This is a genomic window from Lysobacter sp. CA196 (assembly GCF_052078695.1).
GTDB lineage: Bacteria > Pseudomonadota > Gammaproteobacteria > Xanthomonadales > Xanthomonadaceae > Lysobacter.
Genome location: NZ_JBQJIN010000001.1, coordinates 547,767 through 567,726, shown reverse-complemented (window position 1 = coordinate 567,726; position 19,960 = coordinate 547,767). Strand labels below are relative to the sequence as shown.

Here is a 19,960-nt window from a genome sequence, read left to right as displayed (position 1 = left end):
CCCTCGGTCCCCCTTTTGCAAAGGGGGAAGATAAGCAGGGCGCTGCAAAGGGAGAGGACGAGGAGAGCGTCGCAAAGAGAGAAGACTGGCCGGTCGCGCCGTTTCACCCACACCCTCGGCCTTTCCCCCCTTTGCAAAAGGGGGGCAGGGGGGATTTGCTTCCAGCCGGCAGACCCACGCACTCATCATCAGAACCCGAAGATCGCCTTGCCGAGGGCGAACACCGGCAACGCCGCGAGCACGCCGTCGATGCGGTCGAGGATGCCGCCGTGGCCCGGGATCAGATGGCCCGAATCCTTCACCCCGGCGTGGCGCTTGAGCAGGCTCTCGAACAGATCGCCGACCACCGAGAACAGTACCGCCGCCAGCGAGACCACCGCGACCCAGGGCAACTGCGCCGTGGTCGCGCCGGCCAACAGCGAGAAACCGACGCCGGCGGCGACGCCGGCGAAAGCGCCGCCGATCAGGCCTTCGACGGTCTTGTTGGGGCTGACCCGCGGGGCGAGCTTGAGCATGCCGAACTTGCGCCCGGCGAAGTAGGCGCCGGTGTCGGCGGCCCAGACCACGGCCAACGCGGTCAGCAGCCACCAGTGGCCGTTGCTGCCTTCGGCATGGATCCAGGCCAGCGCGCACCAGGCCGGGATCACGCTCAGCGCCGCGGCGGCGAGCTTGAACATCCGCGCATAGGTGGCGTGGTTGCTGGCGAATTCATAGCGCTGCAGCCACAGCAGGGCCAGCAGCCACCAGATCACGCCGATCAGCGAAGCCAGCTTGAACAACACCATCGACGGCGCCTGGGCGCCGCCGAAACCGCCCGAGCGCGAGGCCCAGACGATGGTGACCATCAGCGCCAGGTGCGCGACCAGCAGCACGGTGCGCGACAAGGTGTCTTCGATCTCGGCCAGATCGAACCATTCCCACAGCCCGGCGAGGAACAGGACGGCGGCCAGCGCGATCATCCACGGCGTCGACAGCAGCAGGATCGCCGCGATCGCGACAGGCGCCATTACCAGTGCGGCGAGCAAGCGGGTTCGGGTCATTCAACGGTCTCGTTGGACAGGGCGGCGGCGAGCTGCGAACCGGTCAGGCCGAAACGGCGCTCGCGGTTGCCGTAGTCGTCGAGGGCGCGTTGCAGGGTCGTCGCGTCCAGTTCCGGCCACAACAACTCGGTGAACCACAGCTCGGTGTAGGCCAGCTGCCAGAGCAGGAAGTTGCTGATGCGGGTGTCGCCGCCGGTGCGGATGAACAGGTCCGGCGCCGGCAGGTCGGCCAGCGACAGGCGCGAGGCGATCAGCACCTCGTCGATCTCGTCCGGCGCCAGGCGGCCGGCGGCGACGTCGGCGGCCAGCGACCGCGCGGCCTGGGCGATGTCCCAGCGCCCGCCGTAGCTGGCGGCGACGGTCAGATGCAAGGTGTCGTTGTTGCGGGTCTGGTGCTCGGCCGCGGCCATGCGCTCGCGGATTTTTTCCGAGAAGCGCTCGCGCTCGCCGATGAAGCGCACGCGCACGCCGCGGCGGTGCAGCTCCTCGACCTCGCGTTCGAGCGCGTTGAGGAACAGCTTCATGAGCGCGCCGACTTCGTCTTCGGGGCGGCCCCAGTTCTCGCTCGAAAACGCGAACAGGGTCAGCGCCTCGATGCCGCGGGCGATGCAGAAGTCGATGCAGATGTTGACGGTACGCGCGCCGGCGCGGTGGCCGATGATGCGCGGCCGGCGGCGGCGCTCGGCCCAGCGCCCGTTGCCGTCCATGATGACGGCCAGGTGGCGCGGGATGCGTGCGGGCGCGGTGGGTGCGGGCTCGTTGGGCATGGCGCCGATGGTCTTGACCTTGGAAGCGGAAGAGGCATCCGGAAGCGGAGTTCCGGCGACGGCGGGTCCCGTCCGGGACCCAGTGCTGACCCGTGCGATCGGCAGAAAGTTCAGTGCGCGATCGTCCAGGAACCGCGGCGATCGGTCAGACCGCCATCAATTCCTGTTCCTTCGCCTTGACCACGCCGTCGACGTCCTTGATCGCGCTGTCGGTGACCTTCTGGATGTCGTCCTCGTAGCGGCGTAGTTCGTCTTCGGTGATCTTCTTGTCTTTCAGCAATTCCTTGGCCTGGGTGTTGGCGTCGCGGCGGATGTTGCGGATCGCGACCTTCGCGTTCTCGCTCTCGCTGTGCACGACCTTGGTCAGTTCCTTGCGGCGTTCTTCGGTCAGCGCCGGCAGGTTGATGCGGATCACGGTGCCGGCGGTGTTCGGGGTCAGGCCCAGGTCGGAGGCGAGGATGGCCTTCTCGACCGCGCCGACCAGTTGCTTCTCCCACGGGCTGATGGTCAGGGTGCGCGCGTCGGAGACGGCGACGCTGGCGACCTGGTTCAGCGGCATCTCGGAGCCGTGGTAGTTCACCTTCAGGTGGTCGACCAGCGCGGCGGAGGCGCGCCCGGTGCGGACCTTGGTCAGGTCGTGGCGAAAGGCTTCGACGCTCTTGGCCATACGGTTCTGTGCGTCTTTCTTGATTTCATTGAGCATCGCCGGCTCCGGTCCTGTAACGGTAATCGCGGGATTATATGGGCTCGGGCGGGTTTTGCGGACCGAGCGCGGCCGCGGCGACCGCCGCGACGGGCCGCGGCAGGCGCCGTTTAGGCGGTTTCCTGCGGGTATTGGCCTGCGATCGCGTGCGCCTGTGCGCAGCACTGCGTCACGGTTCCGGCCCGGACGAATGCGAAGTTTTCGTTATGCCGCGCCACGGCCGCGCGCCATGCGGCTTTCGCTGCAATGCAGCATGAGCCCTCAATGCCCGTGCGAGTGGCCGTGACCGCCGTGGCCATGTCCGTGTGCGTGGCGATGACCTTCGGGGCTTCGATCGTGCTCGTGCTCGTGGCGGTGATGATCGTCGTGGCCATGGCCATGCTCGTGGCCGTCGCCGTCGCCGTCGCCGCCGCCGTGCGGCGCGCGATCGTGGCGGTCGTGCTCGCAGGCGCGGCCGTGCTCGACCTGCAGGGTCGGGTGATTGATGCCGAAGCGTTGGTCGAGCTCGCGATTGAGGCGGTCGATGAAGACGTCGTGGTCGCGGTCGTCGGGGCGCACGATGTGCGCGGTCATGGCGATTTCGCCGGCGCCGAGCGACCAGATGTGCAGATGGTGGATCGCCTCCACGCCCGGTTGCGCGCGCAGCAGGTTCTCGACCTCGCCGCGGTCGACGCCGCGCGGCACCGCGTCCATCGCCGCGTTGAAGCTCTCGCGCAGCAGGCCGAAGGCGCCGATCGCGACCACCGCGCCGATCAGCAGGGCGATGGCCGGGTCGAGCCAGGCCCAGCCGGTGAACCACATGCCGGCGCCGGCGAGCACCGCGGCCAGCGACACGGCCGCGTCGGCCATCAAGTGCAGGAAGGCGCCGCGGCGGTTGAGGTCGTGGTCGTGGCCGTCGCGCACCAGCCAGGCCGCGCCCAGGTTGACCGCGATGCCGAGCGCCGCGACCAGCATCACCGGCAGGGCCGGAATCTCCGGCGGCGCGTTGAAGCGGCGGATCGCCTCCCAACCCAGGGCACCGGAAAAGCCGACCAACAGCAGGGCGTTGGCCAGCGGCGACAGCAGGGTCGCGCGGCGCCAGCCGTAGGTGTGGCGCGCGGTCGGTGCGCGCCGCGCCAGTACCGCCGCACCCCAGGCCAGGCCCAGGCCGAGCACGTCGCCCAGGTTGTGCAGGGCGTCCGACAGCAGGGCCAGCGAATTGGTCATGAAGCCATAACCGGCTTCGAGAATCGTATAGCCCAGGTTGATCAGGGTGACCGCGGCGAAGGCGCGGGTGCCGCTGGGGCCGTGGTGATGGCTGTGCGAGTGCATGCGCGAATGCTGTCACGGCCCGCGCCGTGAACACTATTACAGCCCCGGCCGCGCGCCGGCGGAAGCTCGATGAGCGTCGCAGAAGCCCCCAACGCGGCTCCGCTGGGCAGGCCCGGCATGACTTCCGACACCTTGACTACGTCTGTAGTCACGACAACCATGCCTACACATGTAGTCATGGCCGGCCACCCTCCAGGCAGGCGATCAGCAGGAGCGTCATGAACCGTAAATCCATCGGCGACCAGGAACTGGCGTTGCTGCAGTACATCGACGAGAACGGCGACGCCTCGGTCGGCGAAGTCGCCGCCGGCTACGGCGAACCGCGCGGGCTGGCGCGTTCGACCGTGCTGACGATGATGGAGCGCCTGCGCGCGAAGTCGTATCTGCGCCGGCGCAAGCACGGCGGCGTATACCGCTACGCCAGCGCGACCGCGCCCGACGACGTGATGCGCTCGGCGGTCGGCAAGTTCGTCGCCAACACCCTGCAGGGTTCGCTGTCGCCGTTCGTGGCCTGGATGTCGCAGCGCACCGAGGTCAGCGACGACGAACTGGCCGAACTCGAAAGCCTGGTCGCCGACCTGCAGTCGCGCCGCAAGGAGGGCTGAGATGAGCCAGCCATTGATGAGTCTGCCCTCGATGAATCTGTCCTTCATCGCCGACACGCTGTTGCCGCGCCTGGCCGCGGCCAGCCTGCAGTCTTTGCTGCTGGTCGCTGCGGTATGGGCGTTGTGCCGTTATCTGCCGCGCCTGAGCGCTTCGGCGCGCTGCTGGCTGTGGTGGCTGGCGGCGCTGCAGTTGCTGATCGGCGTGTTGTGGCCGACGCCGTTGGTGCTGCCGCTGCTGCCGGAATCTTTCAGCGGCCTGATCGCCGATGCGCCGGCAGGCTTGGCCTCGTTGCCGTCGCTGCCTGCGTCGGCGCGGCTGCCGTTTGCGATCGCGAGCGTCGATGCCTCGGCGACGTCGCGGGCCGACGCTGCGCTCCTCGAGTTCTGGCCGTCGTGGACTTCATTGTTGGCCGGGATCTGGTTGTTGGGTCTCAGTGCCGTCGTCACGGTGAACCTGCGCGCTTACCTCGACACGCGCCGTCGCATCGCGCGTTCCTCGGCGCACGTGCCGCTGCCGGTGGCGCAGGCCTATCGCCGCCTCGGCGACAACCTCGGTCTGCAGCGTTTGCCCGAGCTGCGGCTGTCGGCGGAGATCGACTCGCCGCAACTGCTCGGCCCGTGGCCCGCGGTGGTGCTGCTGCCGCAACACCGCATCGCCTCGATGAGCGCGGGCGAACTCGACATGGCCCTGCACCACGAGCTGACCCATCTGCGCCGTCGCGACCTGTGGTGGGGCTGGGTTCCGGCACTGGCCCAGCAGTTGTTCTTCTTCCATCCGCTCGCCCACCTGGTCGCGCGCGAGTACTCGCTTGCGCGCGAGGCCGCCTGCGATGCGGCAGTGCTCGACAGCCGCCGTTACACGCCACAGGACTACGGCCGCCTGCTGTTGCGCCTGGGCGTGGCGCCGCGCCCGCAGGCCGGGCTCGCCAGCGCCTCGCCCACTTATCTGATCCTCAAGAGGAGATTGACCATGCTGCAAGACGCTGCTCCTGCCTCCCGCGCGCTCGCCCTGAGCCTGGCCGCCGCGGTCGTGCTGTTCGGCCTCGCGCCGTACCGGATCGCCGCCGCCGACACGCCGTCGCGCACCGTATCGACGATAGACCGCGGCGACGACGGCGAAACCCATATCACCGAACTCGGCGGCGGCGCGCCGCAGCGCTGGGCGGTGCGCGGCGACCGTTACTACCGCATCGACGCTGCTGGCGGCTACCAGGAGGTGACCGACCCGGCGACGCGCGACCGGCTGCGCCAGCGCATGCGCGACTCGCGCCAGGCCGCGATTGCCGCCGAACAGGCCACGCGCGAGGCCGCCGTGGCGGTCGCTGCGGGAGCGCGCGCAGCAGAGGAGGGGCGTCGTGCGGCCGAGGAGGGCCAGCGCGCGGCCGAAGAAGGCCGGCGCGAGGCGGAGAAGGCCCGGCGTGAGGCCGAGCGGGCGCGGGCGCAGGCCCAAGGCGATGCCGTCCAGGCCCGGGTGCAGGCGCGCGATGCGGTGCGCGAACAAGGCGCGGCCGAGCAGGTCGGTGTGCAGGCCCAGCGTAGCGCCGAGTTGGCGCTGCGCCAGGCCGCCGAGGCGACGCGCGCCGCCGCCGAGGTCGCGCGCGAGGCGGCCGATGCCACCCGCGAACTGGGTGAGGAAGGCTGATCGCGTACCGCGCTCGGGCCGCCGTTGGCCGGCCTGAAACGAGATGGCCGGCCGATATGTAAACGGCCGCCTTAAATGCAAACGGCTGCGTCGAAATGCAAACGGCCGCGTCGAAATGAAAACGGCCGCCCGAGGGCGGCCGTTGCGGTTGTTGCGGCTGTCGCGGCCGTTGCAGCGAATCGCGGTAGGGCTTAGTTGCGGCCCTTGACCAGGGTGCCGATGTTCTCGCCGCGCAGGATCTTCAACAGCACGCCGGGCTGGCCCATGTCGAAGATGCGCAGCGGCAGTTCGCTGTCGCGGCACAGCGCGAACGCCGCGGTGTCCATGACCTGCAGATCGCGGGTGATGACGTCGTCGTAGGTGAGCTTGTCGAAGCGCACCGCGTCGCCGTGCTTCTTCGGGTCCTTGTCGTACACGCCGTCGACCTTGGTCGCCTTCAGCAACAGGTCGGCGCCGATCTCGATCGCGCGCAGGGCGGCGCCCGAGTCGGTGGTGAAGAACGGGCTGCCGACGCCCGCGGCGAAGATCGCCAGGCGGCCTTTTTCCAGATGACGAATCGCGCGGCGGCGGATGTAGTCCTCGCAGACGTCGTTGATCTTGATCGCGCTCATCACCCGCACCTTGGCGCCGAGCTTCTCGAGTGAATCCTGCATCGCCAGGGCGTTGATGACGGTGGCGAGCATGCCCATCTGGTCGCCGGTGACCCGGTCCATGCCGCCGGCGGCGAGGCCGGCGCCGCGGAAGATGTTGCCGCCGCCGATCACCAGCGCGATTTCCGCACCGGCCTGCTGGACTTCGATGACTTCGCGGGCGAGGCGGCCGATGACCTTGGGATCGATGCCGTAGTCCTCGTCCCCCATCAACGCCTCGCCGGAAAGTTTCAACAGGACACGGCGATAGGCGAGCTGGGACATGGGGCATTCTCGGGGGGAGGCGGGCAGCGGCCGAATTGTAGCTCAAGCGCCCACCCCAGGTCGTGCGCAAACAGGCCTCCGGCGGCCGCGAAGGCTTTGCCGGCCGCACTCGTAGCGGGCGCGTCGCGCCGTCCGCCCGCGTTCCGACACGGCGATCCCTTATGATCCCGCCGCCGGTCCAGATTGGAACCGCCGTATCGCGCCCGTGCCGTCCCGGCACGCGCCGCGCACCACCCAAGGAGATGGAAGTGTCGATCAAGAACCTCAACGAATTCGTCGAAGCTTCGAAGCAGAAGGACCTCAGCCAGGACGTGTTCGAGCTGGAAAGCTCGCACCTGCTCGAAGTCAAGCTCGACGGCCGGGTCTGGGCCAAGGCCGGCTCGATGGTCGCGTACCGCGGCGGCGTCAAGTTCGTGCGCCAGGGCGTGCTGGAGCAGGGTCTGGGCAATCTGCTCAAGAAGGCGATCAGCGGCGAAGGCACGCAGCTGATGAAGATGGAAGGCAAGGGCCGGGTCTACATCGCCGATGCCGGCAAGAAGATCACCCTGCTGCGCCTGGGCGGCGAGTCGATCTACGTCAACGGCAACGACGTGCTGGCCTATGAGGACGGCATCGCCGCCGACATCAAGATGATGCGCAAGGTCTCGGGCATGATGTCCGGCGGCCTGTTCAACATCAAACTCAGCGGCAGCGGCGTGGTCGCGATCACCTCGCATTACGAACCGCTGACCTTGGCGGTGACCCCGGACCAGCCGGTGTTCACCGACCCGAACGCGACCGTCGCCTGGTCGGGCGGCCTCAGCCCGGACATCGTCACCGACATCTCCCTGGGCACTCTGTTCGGCCGCGGCTCGGGCGAGAGCGTGCAGCTCAAGTTCGCCGGCACCGGCTGGGTGGTCGTGCAGCCGTACGAAGAGGTGTATTTCCAGCAGGCCGGCTGAGCCGCCGCGGCGCCGGGGTCCGGTGTCGCGACCGTCACAGCGTCGTCGGTAAGCGCACGGCCGCGAGAAATCGCGGCCGTGTCGCGTCGGGGCGGGGAATCTGACAGGTGTCGCAGGGACCCGGACGCGGCCGGACTATGATCGGCTCGGCGAATCGGTTCGCCTAACCCAGGAGGGGTTGCCATGACGTTTCGGAATACCGTGTGCGCGTTGGGCCTGTCGGGCCTGTTGCTGTTCCTGCCGGTCGCCCAGGCCGATCCGGCCGAGGGTTCGTTCCGCACCGAGACCACCTGCGAATACCAGGGCTGGGCCTACGAGATCGTGCTGACCAAGTACCGCTACACCGGCGGTCAGTGGGTGGTGATCTCGCAGAGTTCGCACTATGCCGAGTCCTGCCCGCCGATCGAGTGAGGCGAGGGCGCGGCGTCCGCGCTGGTTGCGGACCCGGTCGCTAAGGCAAAGGCCGCGGATTCCGCGGCCTTTTTTGTTGCGTCGAAGCGACCGGTGACCCGCCATATTTGCTCGTCGTTCCCGCGAAGGCGGGAACTCAGAGACTTCAAGCGTTCTCGCCCGAAAGCCCTGGGTGTTCGGCTTCGCCGAAGTAAAGCGGAGCCCGCCTACGCGGGAACGACGGGTGCTGCTTACGCTGTTGCCGAACCCCGAACCCCGAACCCCGAACCCCGAACCCCGAACCCCGAACCCCGAACCCCGAACCCCGAGTCCCGAGTCCCGAACAAAGAAAAAGGCCGCGGAATCCGCGGCCTTTCCCGTACTGCGTCGAAGCGGCGGCGGCTTACGCCAGGCCGGCCTGCTTCATGACTTCGGCGGCGAAGTCGTCGACCTGCTTCTCGATGCCTTCGCCGACGGCGATGCGCTGCATGCTGACCACGTCGGCGCCGGCGGCCTTGACCACCTGCTCGACGGTCTGGTCGGTGTTCAGCACGTAGGGCTGGCCGTACAGGGTGACTTCGTTGACGATCTTGGCGATCTTGCCGCCGATGATCTTCTCCAGGATGTCGGCCGGCTTGGACTTGTCCTTGTCGGACATCTTGGCCAGTTCGATTTCCTTTTCCTTCGCCACGAACTCGGCCGGGACGTCGCTGGCCTTGATGTGCGGCGGGTTCATTGCGGCAACGTGCATGGCCAGGCCGCGGGCCAGGTCGGCATCGCCGCCCTTGAGCTCGATCAGCACGCCGATGCGGCCGCCGTGGACGTAGGCCGCGACGTTGTTGGCGCTGTCGATCTGGATCAGGCGACGCACCTGCAGGTTCTCGCCGACCTTGGCGATGACCGCGGCGCGGGTTTCCTCGACGGTTTCGCCGGAAGCCAGCTTGACCGCCTTCAGCGCCTCGGCGTCGACGGCGCCCGAGCTCAGCGCGGCCTGGGCCACGGTCTCGGTGAAGGACAGGAAGTTGGCGTCCTTGGCGACGAAGTCGGTCTCGGAGTTGATCTCGACCAGCACGGCCTTGCCGCCGTCCTGGGCGACCGCGATGCGGCCTTCGGCAGCGACGCGGCCGGCCTTCTTGTCGGCCTTGGCCAGGCCCGACTTGCGCAGCCATTCGGCCGCGGCGTCGATGTCGCCGTTGTTTTCGACGAGCGCCTTCTTGCACTCCATCATGCCGGCGCCGGTGCGCTCGCGGAGTTCCTTGACCAGGGAAGCGGAAATTTCAGCCATGGGGTTACCTCGGGTGTTCGATAAAGTCCGGGCAGGAGCGGCGTAAGCCGCGTTTCATCGCTGAGTGCAGCGAGGCATCGCGGCTTACGCCGCTGCTACCCGGAGCGGATACGGGCAAGTGCAGCCGCGCAGTGTCGCGCGGCTGCATTACATGACGCTTACTCGGCAGCCGGCGCTTCGCCGTCGGCCTTCTTCGCGGCCGGGGCGGCAGCCGGAGCCGGGCCCTTCTTGGCCGGTGCGCGGCCGCGCGGAGCGGACTTGCGGTCGTCCTTCGTGGCGCCTTCGCCTTCGGCTTCGGCGAAGTCCTCTTCGCGGACGTTGCCGACCTGCGGCGCGGCGGCCTTGCCTTCGAGCACGGCGTCGGCGGCGGCGCGGGCATACAGCTGCACGGCGCGAATGGCGTCGTCGTTGCCCGGGATGGCGTAGTCGACCAGGGCCGGGTCGTAGTTGGTGTCGACGACGGCGATGACCGGGATGCCGAGCTTCTTGGCTTCCTTGATCGCGATGTCTTCATGGCCGATGTCGATCACGAACAGCGCGTCGGGCAGACGGTTCATGTCCTTGATGCCGCCCAGCGAGGCTTCCAGCTTGTCGCGCTCGCGGCGCAGGCCCAGCACTTCGTGCTTGACCATCTTCTGGAAGGTGCCGTCGGTTTCGCCGGCTTCCAGTTCCTTCAGGCGCGAGACCGACTGCTTGACGGTGCGGAAGTTGGTCAGCGTGCCGCCCAGCCAGCGCTGGGTCATGTACGGCATGTTGCAGCGCTGGGCTTCTTCCTTGATCGAATCGCGCGCCGAACGCTTGGTGCCGATGAACAGGATGGTGCCGCGCTTCTGGGCGATGCCCGAGATGAAGTTCATCGCGTCGTTGAACAGCGGAACGGTCTTCTCGAGGTTGATGATGTGGATCTTGCCGCGGGCGCCGAAGATGTACGGGCCCATCTTGGGATTCCAGTAGCGCGTCTGGTGGCCGAAATGGACGCCGGCTTCCAGCATCTGACGCATGGTGATCTGAGGCATTGCGATAACTCCGAAGGCAAGGGAACCGACCGCCGGTTGAGTGATGGCGGCTGGCCGCGGACGCAGGTCCGCAGCGAAGGTTCCGGGGTTGGGCCTCCCTGTCGCTTCCGTGTCCGAACCCGTGGAGCCGAGCTTGCGATCGGTTCCCAGGCACCCCGGCACGGGCTGTGGCGGCAGGTGTGTATTCGTCGGTGACGCCCGACGTGGGCGGCGCGATTCGGTCCGGTGAAGCAAGATCGGTCCGGTGAAGCAAGATCGGTCCGGTCGCTGAGCCGCGAAAGTGTAACGGGGACGGGGGCTTGGGGCAAGTCGAGGGGCTGGTGCGGGCGGCTTCGGGGCCGGGACCGGTGGCTCTAGGCCCCGTTGGCCACGGATTCGGCCGTCCGGGCCGAGTTCCTGCTCGCCGGCTCAGGATCTCGCCGCGGGCTGAGACCGTTCGTCGGGCCGGCCGGGGGCGAACCCAGCTTGGTCGCGCGGCAGGGCCCACTGGCCCCGACTTTGTCACCAGGCCTGCAGGGTCCCGAACGTCGTTCTTGAGCGCGAGTGTCGGCGCCGTCCTGGGCCGCACGGTCCACTCTCGGGACCCGCGCTGCGACTGCACCGGCGATGGCACGCAGCATCGCGCCGGCGAGGCCCGCGATGCGTGATGGGCGGCCCCGATTAAGCGATAATGCCGGCATGGCTATTTCCATCAAGACACCCGAAGACATCGAGAAGATGCGCGTCGCCGGCCGCCTGGCCGCCGAGGTGCTGCAGATCGTCGCTCCGTACGTGAAGCCGGGCGTCAGCACCGGCGAGCTGGACCGCATCTGCAACGAGCACATCGTCAACGTGCAGAAAGCGATTCCGGCCAACGTCGGCTACAAAGGCTTTCCGAAGACCGTGTGCACCTCGGTCAACAACGTGATCTGCCACGGCATCCCGAGCGACAGCAAGATCCTCAAGGACGGCGACATCGTCAACATCGACGTCACCGTGATCAAGGACGGCTGGCACGGCGACACCAGCCGCATGTATTACGTCGGCACGCCCTCGGTCATGGCCAAGCGCCTGGTCGACGTGACCCGCGAAGCGATGTTCCGCGGCATTCGCCTGGTCCGGCCCGGCATCACCCTCGGCGACATCGGCCACGCCATCCAGACCTATGCCGAAGCCGAGCGCTTCAGCGTGGTGCGGGACTACTGCGGCCACGGCATCGGCCGCGTCTACCACGAAGACCCGCAGGTGCTGCACCACGGCCGTCCCGGCGAGGGCGTCAAGCTCGTGCCCGGCATGACCTTCACCATCGAGCCGATGATCAACGAAGGCACCTATCGCCATAAGACCCTGCCGGACGGCTGGACCGTGGTGACCAAGGATCGCAAGTTGTCGGCGCAGTGGGAGCACACCGTCGCGGTGACCGAGGACGGCGTCGAAATCCTGACCCGCGTGCCGGGCGACGACAACGACCTATGACCGGCCCCGTCGCCGGCGATCGGCCTGACGAACCATTGGCCGATCGGTCGGCGACGCCCGCCGCGGCTCCCACACCCGGCAGCCCGGCGGCGATCCGCGCCGCCCTGAGCGCGGTCGACGCCGCGCTCGCGCAGCGCTTCGACAACGGCCCCGATGCCGACATCGACCGCCTGCTGCGCGCACGCACCGACGCGGTCGATGCGCAGGTGCGCGCGGCTTGGCAGGCCTGCATCGACGAGGCCGCGCCGCTGGCCTTGTTCGCGGTCGGTGGCTACGGCCGCGGCGAATTGTTTCCGCAGTCGGACATCGACCTGCTGGTGCTCGCCGATTCGCAGGCGCAGACCGCGCAGGCCGAACAACTCGGCTGCTTCTTCGCCTCGCTGTGGGACGCCGGCCTGCCGGTCGGCCATGCCGTGCGCTCGGCCGAGCAATGCACCGAAGCCGCAGCCGACCTCAGCGTATTGACCGCGATGTTGGAAGCGCGCCCGCTCGCCGCCGGCGCGGTCGCGCAGATGGCGCTGCAGGCGGCGATCTCGCCGTCGCAGGTGTGGCCGGCGCGCGAATTCTTCATCGCCAAGCGCGAAGAGCTGCGCTTGCGCCATGCCCGCTACGGCGACACCGCCGACAACCTCGAGCCCAATCTCAAGGAAGGTCCGGGCGGCATGCGCGACGTGCAGACCCTGCACTGGATGGCGCTGCGGATCATCGGCACTTCCGACCTGGAATCGCTGGTGTCGATCGGCCAACTCGGGCCGGATGAGCTGACGACCTTGGAGCGCGAGCGCCGCATCTTGTCGCGTTTGCGATTCGGGCTGCACCTGGTCGCGCGCAAACGCGAAGAGCGGCTGCGTTTCGATTACCAGAAACTGCTCGCCGAACGCCTGGGCCATGTCGACAACGCCGACAACCTCGCCGTCGAGCAGATGATGCAAGGCTTTTATCGCAGCGCCGCCCTGGTGCTGCGCATCGGCGAGCGCCTGCTGCAACGCTTCGAGGAACAAATCGAAGGCGAAGCCGTGCCGGTGCCGCTGGACGGCGTGTTCGAGGCCTTCGAGTTGCGTCGCGACTACATTGCCGCCCGCGACGCCGAATGGCCGCGCGATGCTTCCGAAGTGTTCGCCCTGTTCGCGGCCTGGGCCGCGCACGACGAGATCCGCGGTCTGCATTCGCAGACTGCGCGCGCGCTGGCCGAGGCGCTGTCGCAGGTGCCGAGCTTCGTCCAGGCCGAGCCGGCGTTGCGCGAACGTTTCATCAAGATCCTGCGCGGCCCGCACCCGGTGCACGCGCTCGAACGCATGGCGCGCCTCGGCGTACTCGGGCGTTGGATTCCGGCGTTCTCGAAAGTTTCCGGGCGCATGCAGTTCGACCTGTTCCATGTCTACACGGTCGACCAGCACACCCTGGCGGTGCTGCGCAATCTCGCGCGCTTCGCCTCGGGCGTGGCCGACGAACGCTTCAGCATCGCCCACGAAGTCTGGCCGCGCCTGCGCAAGCCGGAGCTGTTGCTGCTCGCCGGCCTGTTCCACGACATCGCCAAGGGCCGCGGCGGCGATCATTCCGAACTCGGCGGCGACGATGCGCGGGTGTTTTGTTCGACCATGGGCCTGAGCGAGTCCGACACCGCCCTGGTCGAATGGCTGGTGCGCCAGCATCTGTTGATGTCGGTGACCGCGCAGAAGCAGGACATCGCCGACCCCGAGGTGATCCATCGCTTCGCCACCAAGGTCGCCGATCGCGAACACCTGGATCATCTGTATCTGTTGACCTGCGCCGACATCGCCGGTACCTCGCCGAAGCTGTGGAACGCCTGGAAGGACCGCCTGCTCGCCGACCTCTACACCGCCACCCGCCTGGCCTTGCGGCGCGGGCTCGAACACCCGGTCGCCGGCGCCGAGCGCGCCGCCGAAACCCGCGAAGCCGCGCAGGCCATGCTGGCCGCGTTCGGCGCGCGCGACGAGGAAATCGCCGCCTTGTTCGCGCGCATGCCGGAGATCGCCTTCCAGCGCGGCCGCCCCGACCAGATCGCCTGGCAGGCGGCCTCGTTGCGCGGCATCGCGCTCGGCGACACCCGGGTGCGCGCGCGGCCGGTCAGCGCCCACGGCGGCGCTCATGCCGGCGCGCTCGAAGTGTTCGTGCATTCGCCCGACCGCGACGGCCTGTTCGCCGCGATCGTCGCCACTCTCGACCGGCTCGGCCTGGCGATCCAGCAGGCGCGCGTGCTCGACGGCCCGCAAGGCGCGATCTTCGACACCTTCGAAGTGGTGCCGACCGATCCGCGCCAGCCGCCGAGCGCCGAGGACGTCGAACGGCGCCTGGAGTCGACCCTGGCCGGTCCGCTCGAACGCATCAAGCCGGCGCGCCGCGCGCAACCGCGGCACCTGCGCCATTTCCGCATCGCCCCGCAGATCGTGTTCGCCTCGTTCAACAAGGACGAAGCCGCGAGCGCGCGCACCACCTTGAGCCTGGTCTGCACCGACCGCCCCGGCCTGCTGGCCGACGTCGCCCAGACCTTGCGAAAACAGCGCCTGCGCGTGTACGACGCGCGCATCGCCACCTTCGGCGAACGCGCCGAGGACGTATTCCAGATCACCGACGGGCGCGATCGCGCGCTCGACGAAACGCAACAGCAGGCCCTGCGCGACGCGCTGCTGGCCTGCCTCGAAGGAGACAGTCGATGAGCCCCGCCAAGAAGACCGCCAAGAAGACCGCACGCAAGAAGAGCAACGAAGTGCCGGGCATCGACGAGCTTAAGTTCATGATCGACAGCGCCTTCGAGCGCCGCAGCATGCTCACGCCCGACGAGATCGAAGGTTCGACCCGGCCCACCGTCGAACGCGTGATCGCCGGCCTGGAGCAGGGCGAGTTCCGCGTCGCCGAGCCCGACGGCAAGGGCGGCTGGAGCGTCAACGAGTGGCTGAAGAAGGCGGTGCTGCTGTACTTCCGCGTCAACGACATGCAGGTCGTCGAAGCCGATCCGGCGCCGTTCTGGGACAAGGTGCCGGCGCGCTTCGAAGGCTACGGCGAAGCGGATTTCCGCAAGCTCGGCGCGCGCGTCGTGCCCGGCGCGATCGCCCGCCGCGGCGCCTACATCGGCAAGGACGTGGTGCTGATGCCGAGCTTCGTCAACATCGGCGCCCACGTCGGCGAAGGCACCATGGTCGACACCTGGGCCACGGTCGGTTCCTGCGCCCAGATCGGCAAGCACTGCCACCTGTCCGGCGGCGCCGGCATCGGCGGTGTGCTCGAACCGCTGCAGGCCTCGCCGACCATCATTGAAGACCATTGCTTCATCGGCGCGCGTTCGGAAGTGGTCGAAGGCTTCGTCGTCGGCCACCACAGCGTGATCGGCATGGGCGTGTTCCTCGGCCAGAGCACCCGCGTCTACAACCGCGCCACCGGCGAGATCAGCTACGGCCACGTGCCGCCGTACAGCGTGGTCGTGTCGGGCCAGCTGCCGGCCAAGGACGGATCGCACTCGCTGTATTGCGCGGTCATCGTCAAGCAGGTCGACGCCAAGACGCGTTCCAAGACCAGCATCAACGACTTGCTGCGCGGCCTGGCCGACTGAGGCGAGGAACGAGTGGGGAGGAACGAGTAACGAGTGCCGCCGGCTGCGGCTCGTTTCCAGTTCCTGGTTTCTGGTTCCCAGTTCCAGGTTCCTGTTTCAAAGGATTTCGGCAATGACCACGCTCTACGGACTCAACAACTGCGACACCTGCAAGAAGGCCCGCAAGTGGCTGGACCGCTTCGGCGTCGCCCACACCTTCGTCGACTATCGCGATAACCGGCAGGCGCCGGAAACGCTGGTCGAATGGAAGAACCAGGTCGGCGGCTGGGAGTCGCTGATCAACAAGTCCTCGACCACCTGGCGCACCTTGGCGCCGAACCGCAAGGAGCCGGCCTCGGATGCGGAGTGGAAGTTGCTGTTGAAGGAATACCCGCAACTGATCCGCCGCCCGCTGGTGGTGACCGATGACGGCAAGGTCAGCCAGGGCTTCAGCGACAACGGCTTCAAGCAACGCTTCGGGGTCGGGTCGTGAGCGCGGCCTCGTCGAGCGGGGCCTCGTCGAGTGCCGTACTGGATCTGACGCTGGACCTGATCGCACGACCCTCGGTCACGCCCGACGACCTCGGTTGCCAGGCGCTGATCGCCGAACGCCTGCGTCGCGCCGGTTTCGTCTGCGAGCACCTGCGCTATGGCGAGGTCGACAATCTCTGGGCGGTGCACGGCGAAGGCGAAGGCCCGACCCTGGTCCTGCTCGGCCATACCGACGTGGTGCCTTCGGGCCCGGTCGATGCGTGGTCCAGCGATCCCTATCTGCCGGAGATCCGCGACGGCGTGTTGTACGGTCGCGGCGCCGCCGACATGAAGGGCAGCGTGGCCGCGTTCGTGGTCGCGCTGGAGGACTTCGTCGCCGCGCATCCGCAGCATCGCGGGCGCGTCGCTCTGTTGCTGACCTCGGACGAAGAAGGCGATGCGATCGATGGCGTGCGTCGTGTCGCCGATATTTTTCGCGAACGCGGCGAGCGCATCGATTGGTGCGTGACCGGCGAGCCTTCGTCGACCGCCAAACTCGGCGACCTGCTGCGCGTCGGCCGTCGCGGCACCTTGTCGGCGACCTTGAAGGTGATCGGCGTGCAAGGCCACGTCGCTTATCCGGACAAGGCGCGCAACCCGATCCACCAGGCCATGCCGGCCTTGTCCGAACTCGCCGCGCGGCGTTGGGACGAAGGCTACGAAACCTTCCCGCCGACCTCGCTGCAGATCAGCAATATCCACGCCGGCACCGGCGCCAACAACGTGATCCCGGGCGAACTGCAGGTGCTGTTCAACCTGCGCTACAACCCGAGCTGGAATGCCGAACGCCTGGAACAGCAATGCGAAGAGGTGTTGCGCGCGCACGGCCTGCAATACGAATTGCGCTGGTTCCGCGGTGGCGAGCCGTTCTATACCCCGGAAGGTCCGCTGCGCGCGGCGGCGCGCGAAGTGCTGGCGCAGTTCTCCGGCGGCGTGCCCGAGGAAAGCACCGGCGGCGGCACCTCGGATGCGCGTTTCATCGCGCCGCTGGGCGCGCAGTGCATCGAGATCGGCCCGGTCAACGCCAGCATCCACAAGGTCGACGAGAACGTCCTGGTCTCCGACCTTGAAGCGCTGCCGGATCTGTATCGGACGTTGATCGAGCGCTTGTTGGTCGAAAGCCGCTAAGCCGGCGTCGCCATAGCGTCATCGCCGCCATGCGATGGCGCGGCGATCATGGGCATGGCGGTCGCGGCTTGCGCCGCTCCTACCCGGGAGCGGTGTCGCAGGGGTAGGAGCGGCGCAAGCCGCGACCGCGGGGTTTCGGATCGCCACGAACGCAGCGATTACTGCAGCGGTTTGACCGTCAAGGTATGCCGCGCCGGGCCCGGCAGGAACGGCGTCGGCCGCCCGTGCACCCAATCGTCGTGGCCTGCGCCCCAGAACGGCGACAGCGGGTGGCCGCTCTGGCCGCCGGGCATGTGGATGATGCCGTCGGCCTCGTGGCCGGGCGAGACCACCATGCGTTCGGAGGCGCCGAAATCCGGGCGCTGCACGCGCGGCATCGCCGAGTCGCCGGGCAGTTCGTCGAACGGCATGCACAGGGCGCGCTTGGCGAAGCCGGGCAGGGCCGAGGCGAGCGGGTGGCAGATCGAGGCGGTGTTGTGCTCGCCCCAGCGCTGCTGGGCCAGTCGCGCCGATGCATCCGGGCCGGGCGTTACCGCGAATTCCTTGAGTACGTCGTCGGCCGAGTGCTCCAGCAATTCGTCCCAGGAGCGTTCGCTGCGCGGTAGCAGATGATCCGGCCGTTGCGTCAGCAGCGGCCAGACCACGCCTTCGAGTTGCTTCAGTTCCGGCATTTCGAAACCTTCGCCGAGTTCGGCGCGTACCGGTGCGGTCAGGCCGTTGGCGACGCGCGTGTGCACGGCGCGACGCCAATCGCGGACGATGCGGTAACTCACCGAGTCGGGCACGGCGCGGCCTTCCCAGCGGCGTGCCGCTTCGGCCAGGGTCGCCAGCGCGGGGCTGGCGTTGCCGGCCTTGTCGACGCGGGCGGCCTGGTCCTGCAGCAGCTTCCACCAGCGCTGCAGGAACAGCGCGCGGTCGTCGAGCTGGATCGCGAGCAGGTCGCGTTCGTTGAAACGCTGCTTGGCGAACAGACCGTCGCGGATCTGCCCGGCGCGCGCGCCGAGCACGTAGTTGCCGTCGCCGATGCGGTCGTATTCGTGGCCGTCGAGGGTGCGCGTGTTCGCCGTCCACAAACGGCCCGACGGCGGCGCGACCAATTGCGGCGCGTCTGCGGTCTGCAGGTTCCAGGGCGAGCACGCGGCGGTGCTGCGCTGCTTGCCGTCGACCAGGTCGTTCTCGACCAGGGTCGCGGTCGAGCAGTCGTCGTCGCGTTCCGGGATCGGCCCGAGCAGACGCCAGGCGATCTTGCCCTGGCGGTCGCCGAGCACCAGGTTCTGCACCGGCATGGCGACGCCGCGCGCGAGGCTTATCGCTTCGTCGACCGATTGCGCGCGGCTCAGGTCGGCCAGACCCATGTTGAGCGAGCCCGGCAGGTGCGCGGCCCAACGCAGGGCGAGGGCGCTGCCGTCGGGGTTGTCGTGCAGCAGGGGCCCCCAGGCGGTCTCGCGGACGATCAGTTTGCTCGGCGGCGCGCCTTTGACCGCGATGATTTCCTCATGCACGCGCAGGCTGGCGCAGGTCGGCGCCTTGGTGTCGCCGGCGCAGCCGGGTTCGCGCGACCAGTCGGCCCAATCGCCATAGCTGTTGGTGAAAGCCCAGGCGACATGGCCGTTGCTGCCGACCACCAGCGCCGGCAGGCCGGGCAGGGTGAAGCCGCTGGCGTCGACGCGGCCGCCGGGCACGCGCGGGTCGGCGTAGCGCAGGCGCGCGCGGAACCACAGGTTGGGCGCACGCAGGCCCAGGTGCATGTCGTCGGCGACGATCGCGCGACGGTCGGCGGTCAGGCTGCCGGCGACGGCGAAGTTGTTGCTGCCGATCTCGTCGGGGAACGGCAGTTGCAGGACGCCGCCGGAGGCCGGCGTCGGCAGCTTGCGCAGATCGACCTGGTCGGCGCTAGGCAGTTCGGCATCGCCGAACGGCGCACCGAACAGCGGCGCGTCCCAGCGGCTGCCGTTGTGGGTGATCAGGGCGTACAAGGCCGGCGGCAGATGCGGACGCATGCGCCAGTAGGCGAGGTCGCGGGCATTGCTCGCGTCCTGCAGGTCGAAATACATGGCATAGCCGACCAGAGCCGAATCCGATTGTTTCCAGGGTTCGGGCTCGGTGCCGAGCAACAGGTAAGGCCAGGGCTTGCGCGACAAGCCGGCCAGTCCGGCGTTGATGCCGTCGGCATAGGCCTGCAGCAAGGCGGTCTTGTCGCCGGCGAACGACGCCAGCTGCGCTTCGACCCGGCCGCGCAGGCGATGCACGCGGTGACGGCGGTCGTAGTCGAGCGCGCGGGCGCCGAACAGCGCCGACAGTTCGCCCGCCGCCGTGCGTCGCAGCAGGTCCATCTCGAAGTAGCGTTCCTGGCCGTGGACGTAGCCCAGGGCGCGCATCGCATCGATCTGGTTGGCGGCATCGACGGTGACCACGCCGAGCGCATCGCGCTGGATCGTCACCGGGGCCGACAGGCCGGGCAGGGCGAGTTCGCCGTCCAGGCGGGGCAGGCTGCCGCGCAACCACCACCAGGCCGCGACGGCGCCGAGCAACGACAGGCAAAGCAGCGCGATCAGGCCGCGCTTGATCCATTTGGCCATGATTTCCTCCGCCGCCGAGCTTAGCCGAAGTCCGCGACGGTGCCGTGGCCGTATCGCATCGGCTCGGGCCGGCGCCGGCCCGGTCTCGCAGGAGAGCGGGACGCCG

At 68.4% G+C, this 19,960-nt stretch carries 16 protein-coding genes and 1 pseudogene; 9 read left to right on the top strand and 8 right to left on the bottom strand.

Annotated elements, in window-relative coordinates; genetic code table 11:
• Positions 1–188: 188 nt before the first annotated feature.
• From ACTOWK_RS02310 to ACTOWK_RS02295, 4 genes are all read right to left on the bottom strand, one after another.
• Positions 189–1,040, bottom strand: coding sequence for a phosphatidate cytidylyltransferase (locus ACTOWK_RS02310; protein WP_441328572.1), 852 nt, complete (start codon positions 1,038–1,040; stop codon positions 189–191).
• The gene (gene uppS, locus ACTOWK_RS02305) at positions 1,037–1,807 is read right to left on the bottom strand and encodes a polyprenyl diphosphate synthase (protein WP_441328571.1); all 771 of its coding nucleotides are present in this window, start codon (positions 1,805–1,807) and stop codon (positions 1,037–1,039) included. The genes ACTOWK_RS02310 and uppS overlap by 4 nt, the downstream gene beginning before the upstream one ends.
• 145 nt (positions 1,808–1,952) lie before the next feature.
• Complete coding sequence (frr, locus tag ACTOWK_RS02300) at positions 1,953–2,510, bottom strand: ribosome recycling factor (protein ID WP_057917482.1); 558 nt, start codon at positions 2,508–2,510, stop codon at positions 1,953–1,955.
• Between the two features lie 261 nt (positions 2,511–2,771).
• The gene (locus ACTOWK_RS02295; RefSeq protein ID WP_441328570.1) at positions 2,772–3,821 is read right to left on the bottom strand and encodes a cation diffusion facilitator family transporter; all 1,050 of its coding nucleotides are present in this window, start codon (positions 3,819–3,821) and stop codon (positions 2,772–2,774) included.
• A gap of 218 nt (positions 3,822–4,039) precedes the next feature.
• Here ACTOWK_RS02295 and ACTOWK_RS02290 point away from each other — a divergent pair, with 218 nt between their 5' ends.
• Together ACTOWK_RS02290 and ACTOWK_RS02285 are read left to right on the top strand one after the other, a co-directional pair.
• The gene (locus ACTOWK_RS02290; protein ID WP_441328569.1) at positions 4,040–4,426 is read left to right on the top strand and encodes a BlaI/MecI/CopY family transcriptional regulator; all 387 of its coding nucleotides are present in this window, start codon (positions 4,040–4,042) and stop codon (positions 4,424–4,426) included.
• A 1-nt stretch (position 4,427) separates the two neighbouring features.
• Positions 4,428–5,409: pseudogene (locus tag ACTOWK_RS02285) on the top strand (M56 family metallopeptidase); the annotation flags it as partial.
• A gap of 850 nt (positions 5,410–6,259) precedes the next feature.
• Here the strand turns inward: ACTOWK_RS02285 and pyrH are convergent.
• Entirely contained in the window at positions 6,260–6,982 is a 723-nt protein-coding gene (pyrH, locus tag ACTOWK_RS02280) for a UMP kinase (protein ID WP_441328568.1), read from the bottom strand.
• A gap of 248 nt (positions 6,983–7,230) precedes the next feature.
• Here pyrH and ACTOWK_RS02275 point away from each other — a divergent pair, with 248 nt between their 5' ends.
• Together ACTOWK_RS02275 and ACTOWK_RS02270 are read left to right on the top strand one after the other, a co-directional pair.
• Complete coding sequence (locus ACTOWK_RS02275) at positions 7,231–7,923, top strand: AIM24 family protein (RefSeq protein WP_441328567.1); 693 nt, start codon at positions 7,231–7,233, stop codon at positions 7,921–7,923.
• A gap of 183 nt (positions 7,924–8,106) precedes the next feature.
• Positions 8,107–8,334 (top strand): hypothetical protein, encoded by a 228-nt coding sequence (locus ACTOWK_RS02270; protein WP_031370436.1) that lies wholly within the window; start codon positions 8,107–8,109, stop codon positions 8,332–8,334.
• A 382-nt stretch (positions 8,335–8,716) separates the two neighbouring features.
• On the opposite strand, the gene tsf is transcribed toward ACTOWK_RS02270, so the two are convergent.
• Both tsf and rpsB read right to left on the bottom strand, forming a co-directional pair.
• On the bottom strand, positions 8,717–9,598 hold the full coding sequence (tsf, locus tag ACTOWK_RS02265; protein ID WP_031370437.1) for a translation elongation factor Ts: 882 nt from the start codon (positions 9,596–9,598) through the stop codon (positions 8,717–8,719).
• Positions 9,599–9,756: 158 nt separating this feature from the next.
• A complete protein-coding gene (rpsB, locus tag ACTOWK_RS02260; protein ID WP_441328566.1) occupies positions 9,757–10,614 on the bottom strand; it encodes a 30S ribosomal protein S2 in 858 nt (285 codons plus the stop codon).
• Positions 10,615–11,292: 678 nt separating this feature from the next.
• On the opposite strand from rpsB, the gene map reads away from it, so the two are divergent.
• The 5 genes from map to dapE all read left to right on the top strand — a co-directional run bounded on the left by map (position 11,293) and on the right by dapE (position 17,275).
• Positions 11,293–12,069, top strand: coding sequence for a type I methionyl aminopeptidase (map, locus tag ACTOWK_RS02255; RefSeq protein WP_057917488.1), 777 nt, complete (start codon positions 11,293–11,295; stop codon positions 12,067–12,069).
• Positions 12,066–14,747 (top strand): [protein-PII] uridylyltransferase, encoded by a 2,682-nt coding sequence (glnD, locus tag ACTOWK_RS02250; RefSeq protein ID WP_441328565.1) that lies wholly within the window; start codon positions 12,066–12,068, stop codon positions 14,745–14,747. Before map ends, glnD begins: the two co-directional genes overlap by 4 nt.
• Positions 14,723–15,637 (top strand): 2,3,4,5-tetrahydropyridine-2,6-dicarboxylate N-succinyltransferase, encoded by a 915-nt coding sequence (gene dapD / locus ACTOWK_RS02245; RefSeq protein WP_408953781.1) that lies wholly within the window; start codon positions 14,723–14,725, stop codon positions 15,635–15,637. The genes glnD and dapD overlap by 25 nt, the downstream gene beginning before the upstream one ends.
• 112 nt (positions 15,638–15,749) lie before the next feature.
• Positions 15,750–16,109, top strand: a complete 360-nt coding sequence (locus ACTOWK_RS02240; RefSeq protein WP_031370445.1) for a Spx/MgsR family RNA polymerase-binding regulatory protein — start codon at positions 15,750–15,752, stop codon at positions 16,107–16,109.
• Positions 16,106–17,275 (top strand): succinyl-diaminopimelate desuccinylase, encoded by a 1,170-nt coding sequence (gene dapE, locus ACTOWK_RS02235; protein WP_441328564.1) that lies wholly within the window; start codon positions 16,106–16,108, stop codon positions 17,273–17,275. The genes ACTOWK_RS02240 and dapE overlap by 4 nt, the downstream gene beginning before the upstream one ends.
• Positions 17,276–17,433: 158 nt before the next feature.
• Here dapE and ACTOWK_RS02230 read toward each other — a convergent pair whose 3' ends face one another.
• Positions 17,434–19,854: a penicillin acylase family protein gene (locus tag ACTOWK_RS02230; protein WP_441328563.1), complete on the bottom strand. Its 2,421-nt coding sequence runs from the start codon at positions 19,852–19,854 to the stop codon at positions 17,434–17,436.
• Positions 19,855–19,960 lie beyond the last annotated feature (106 nt).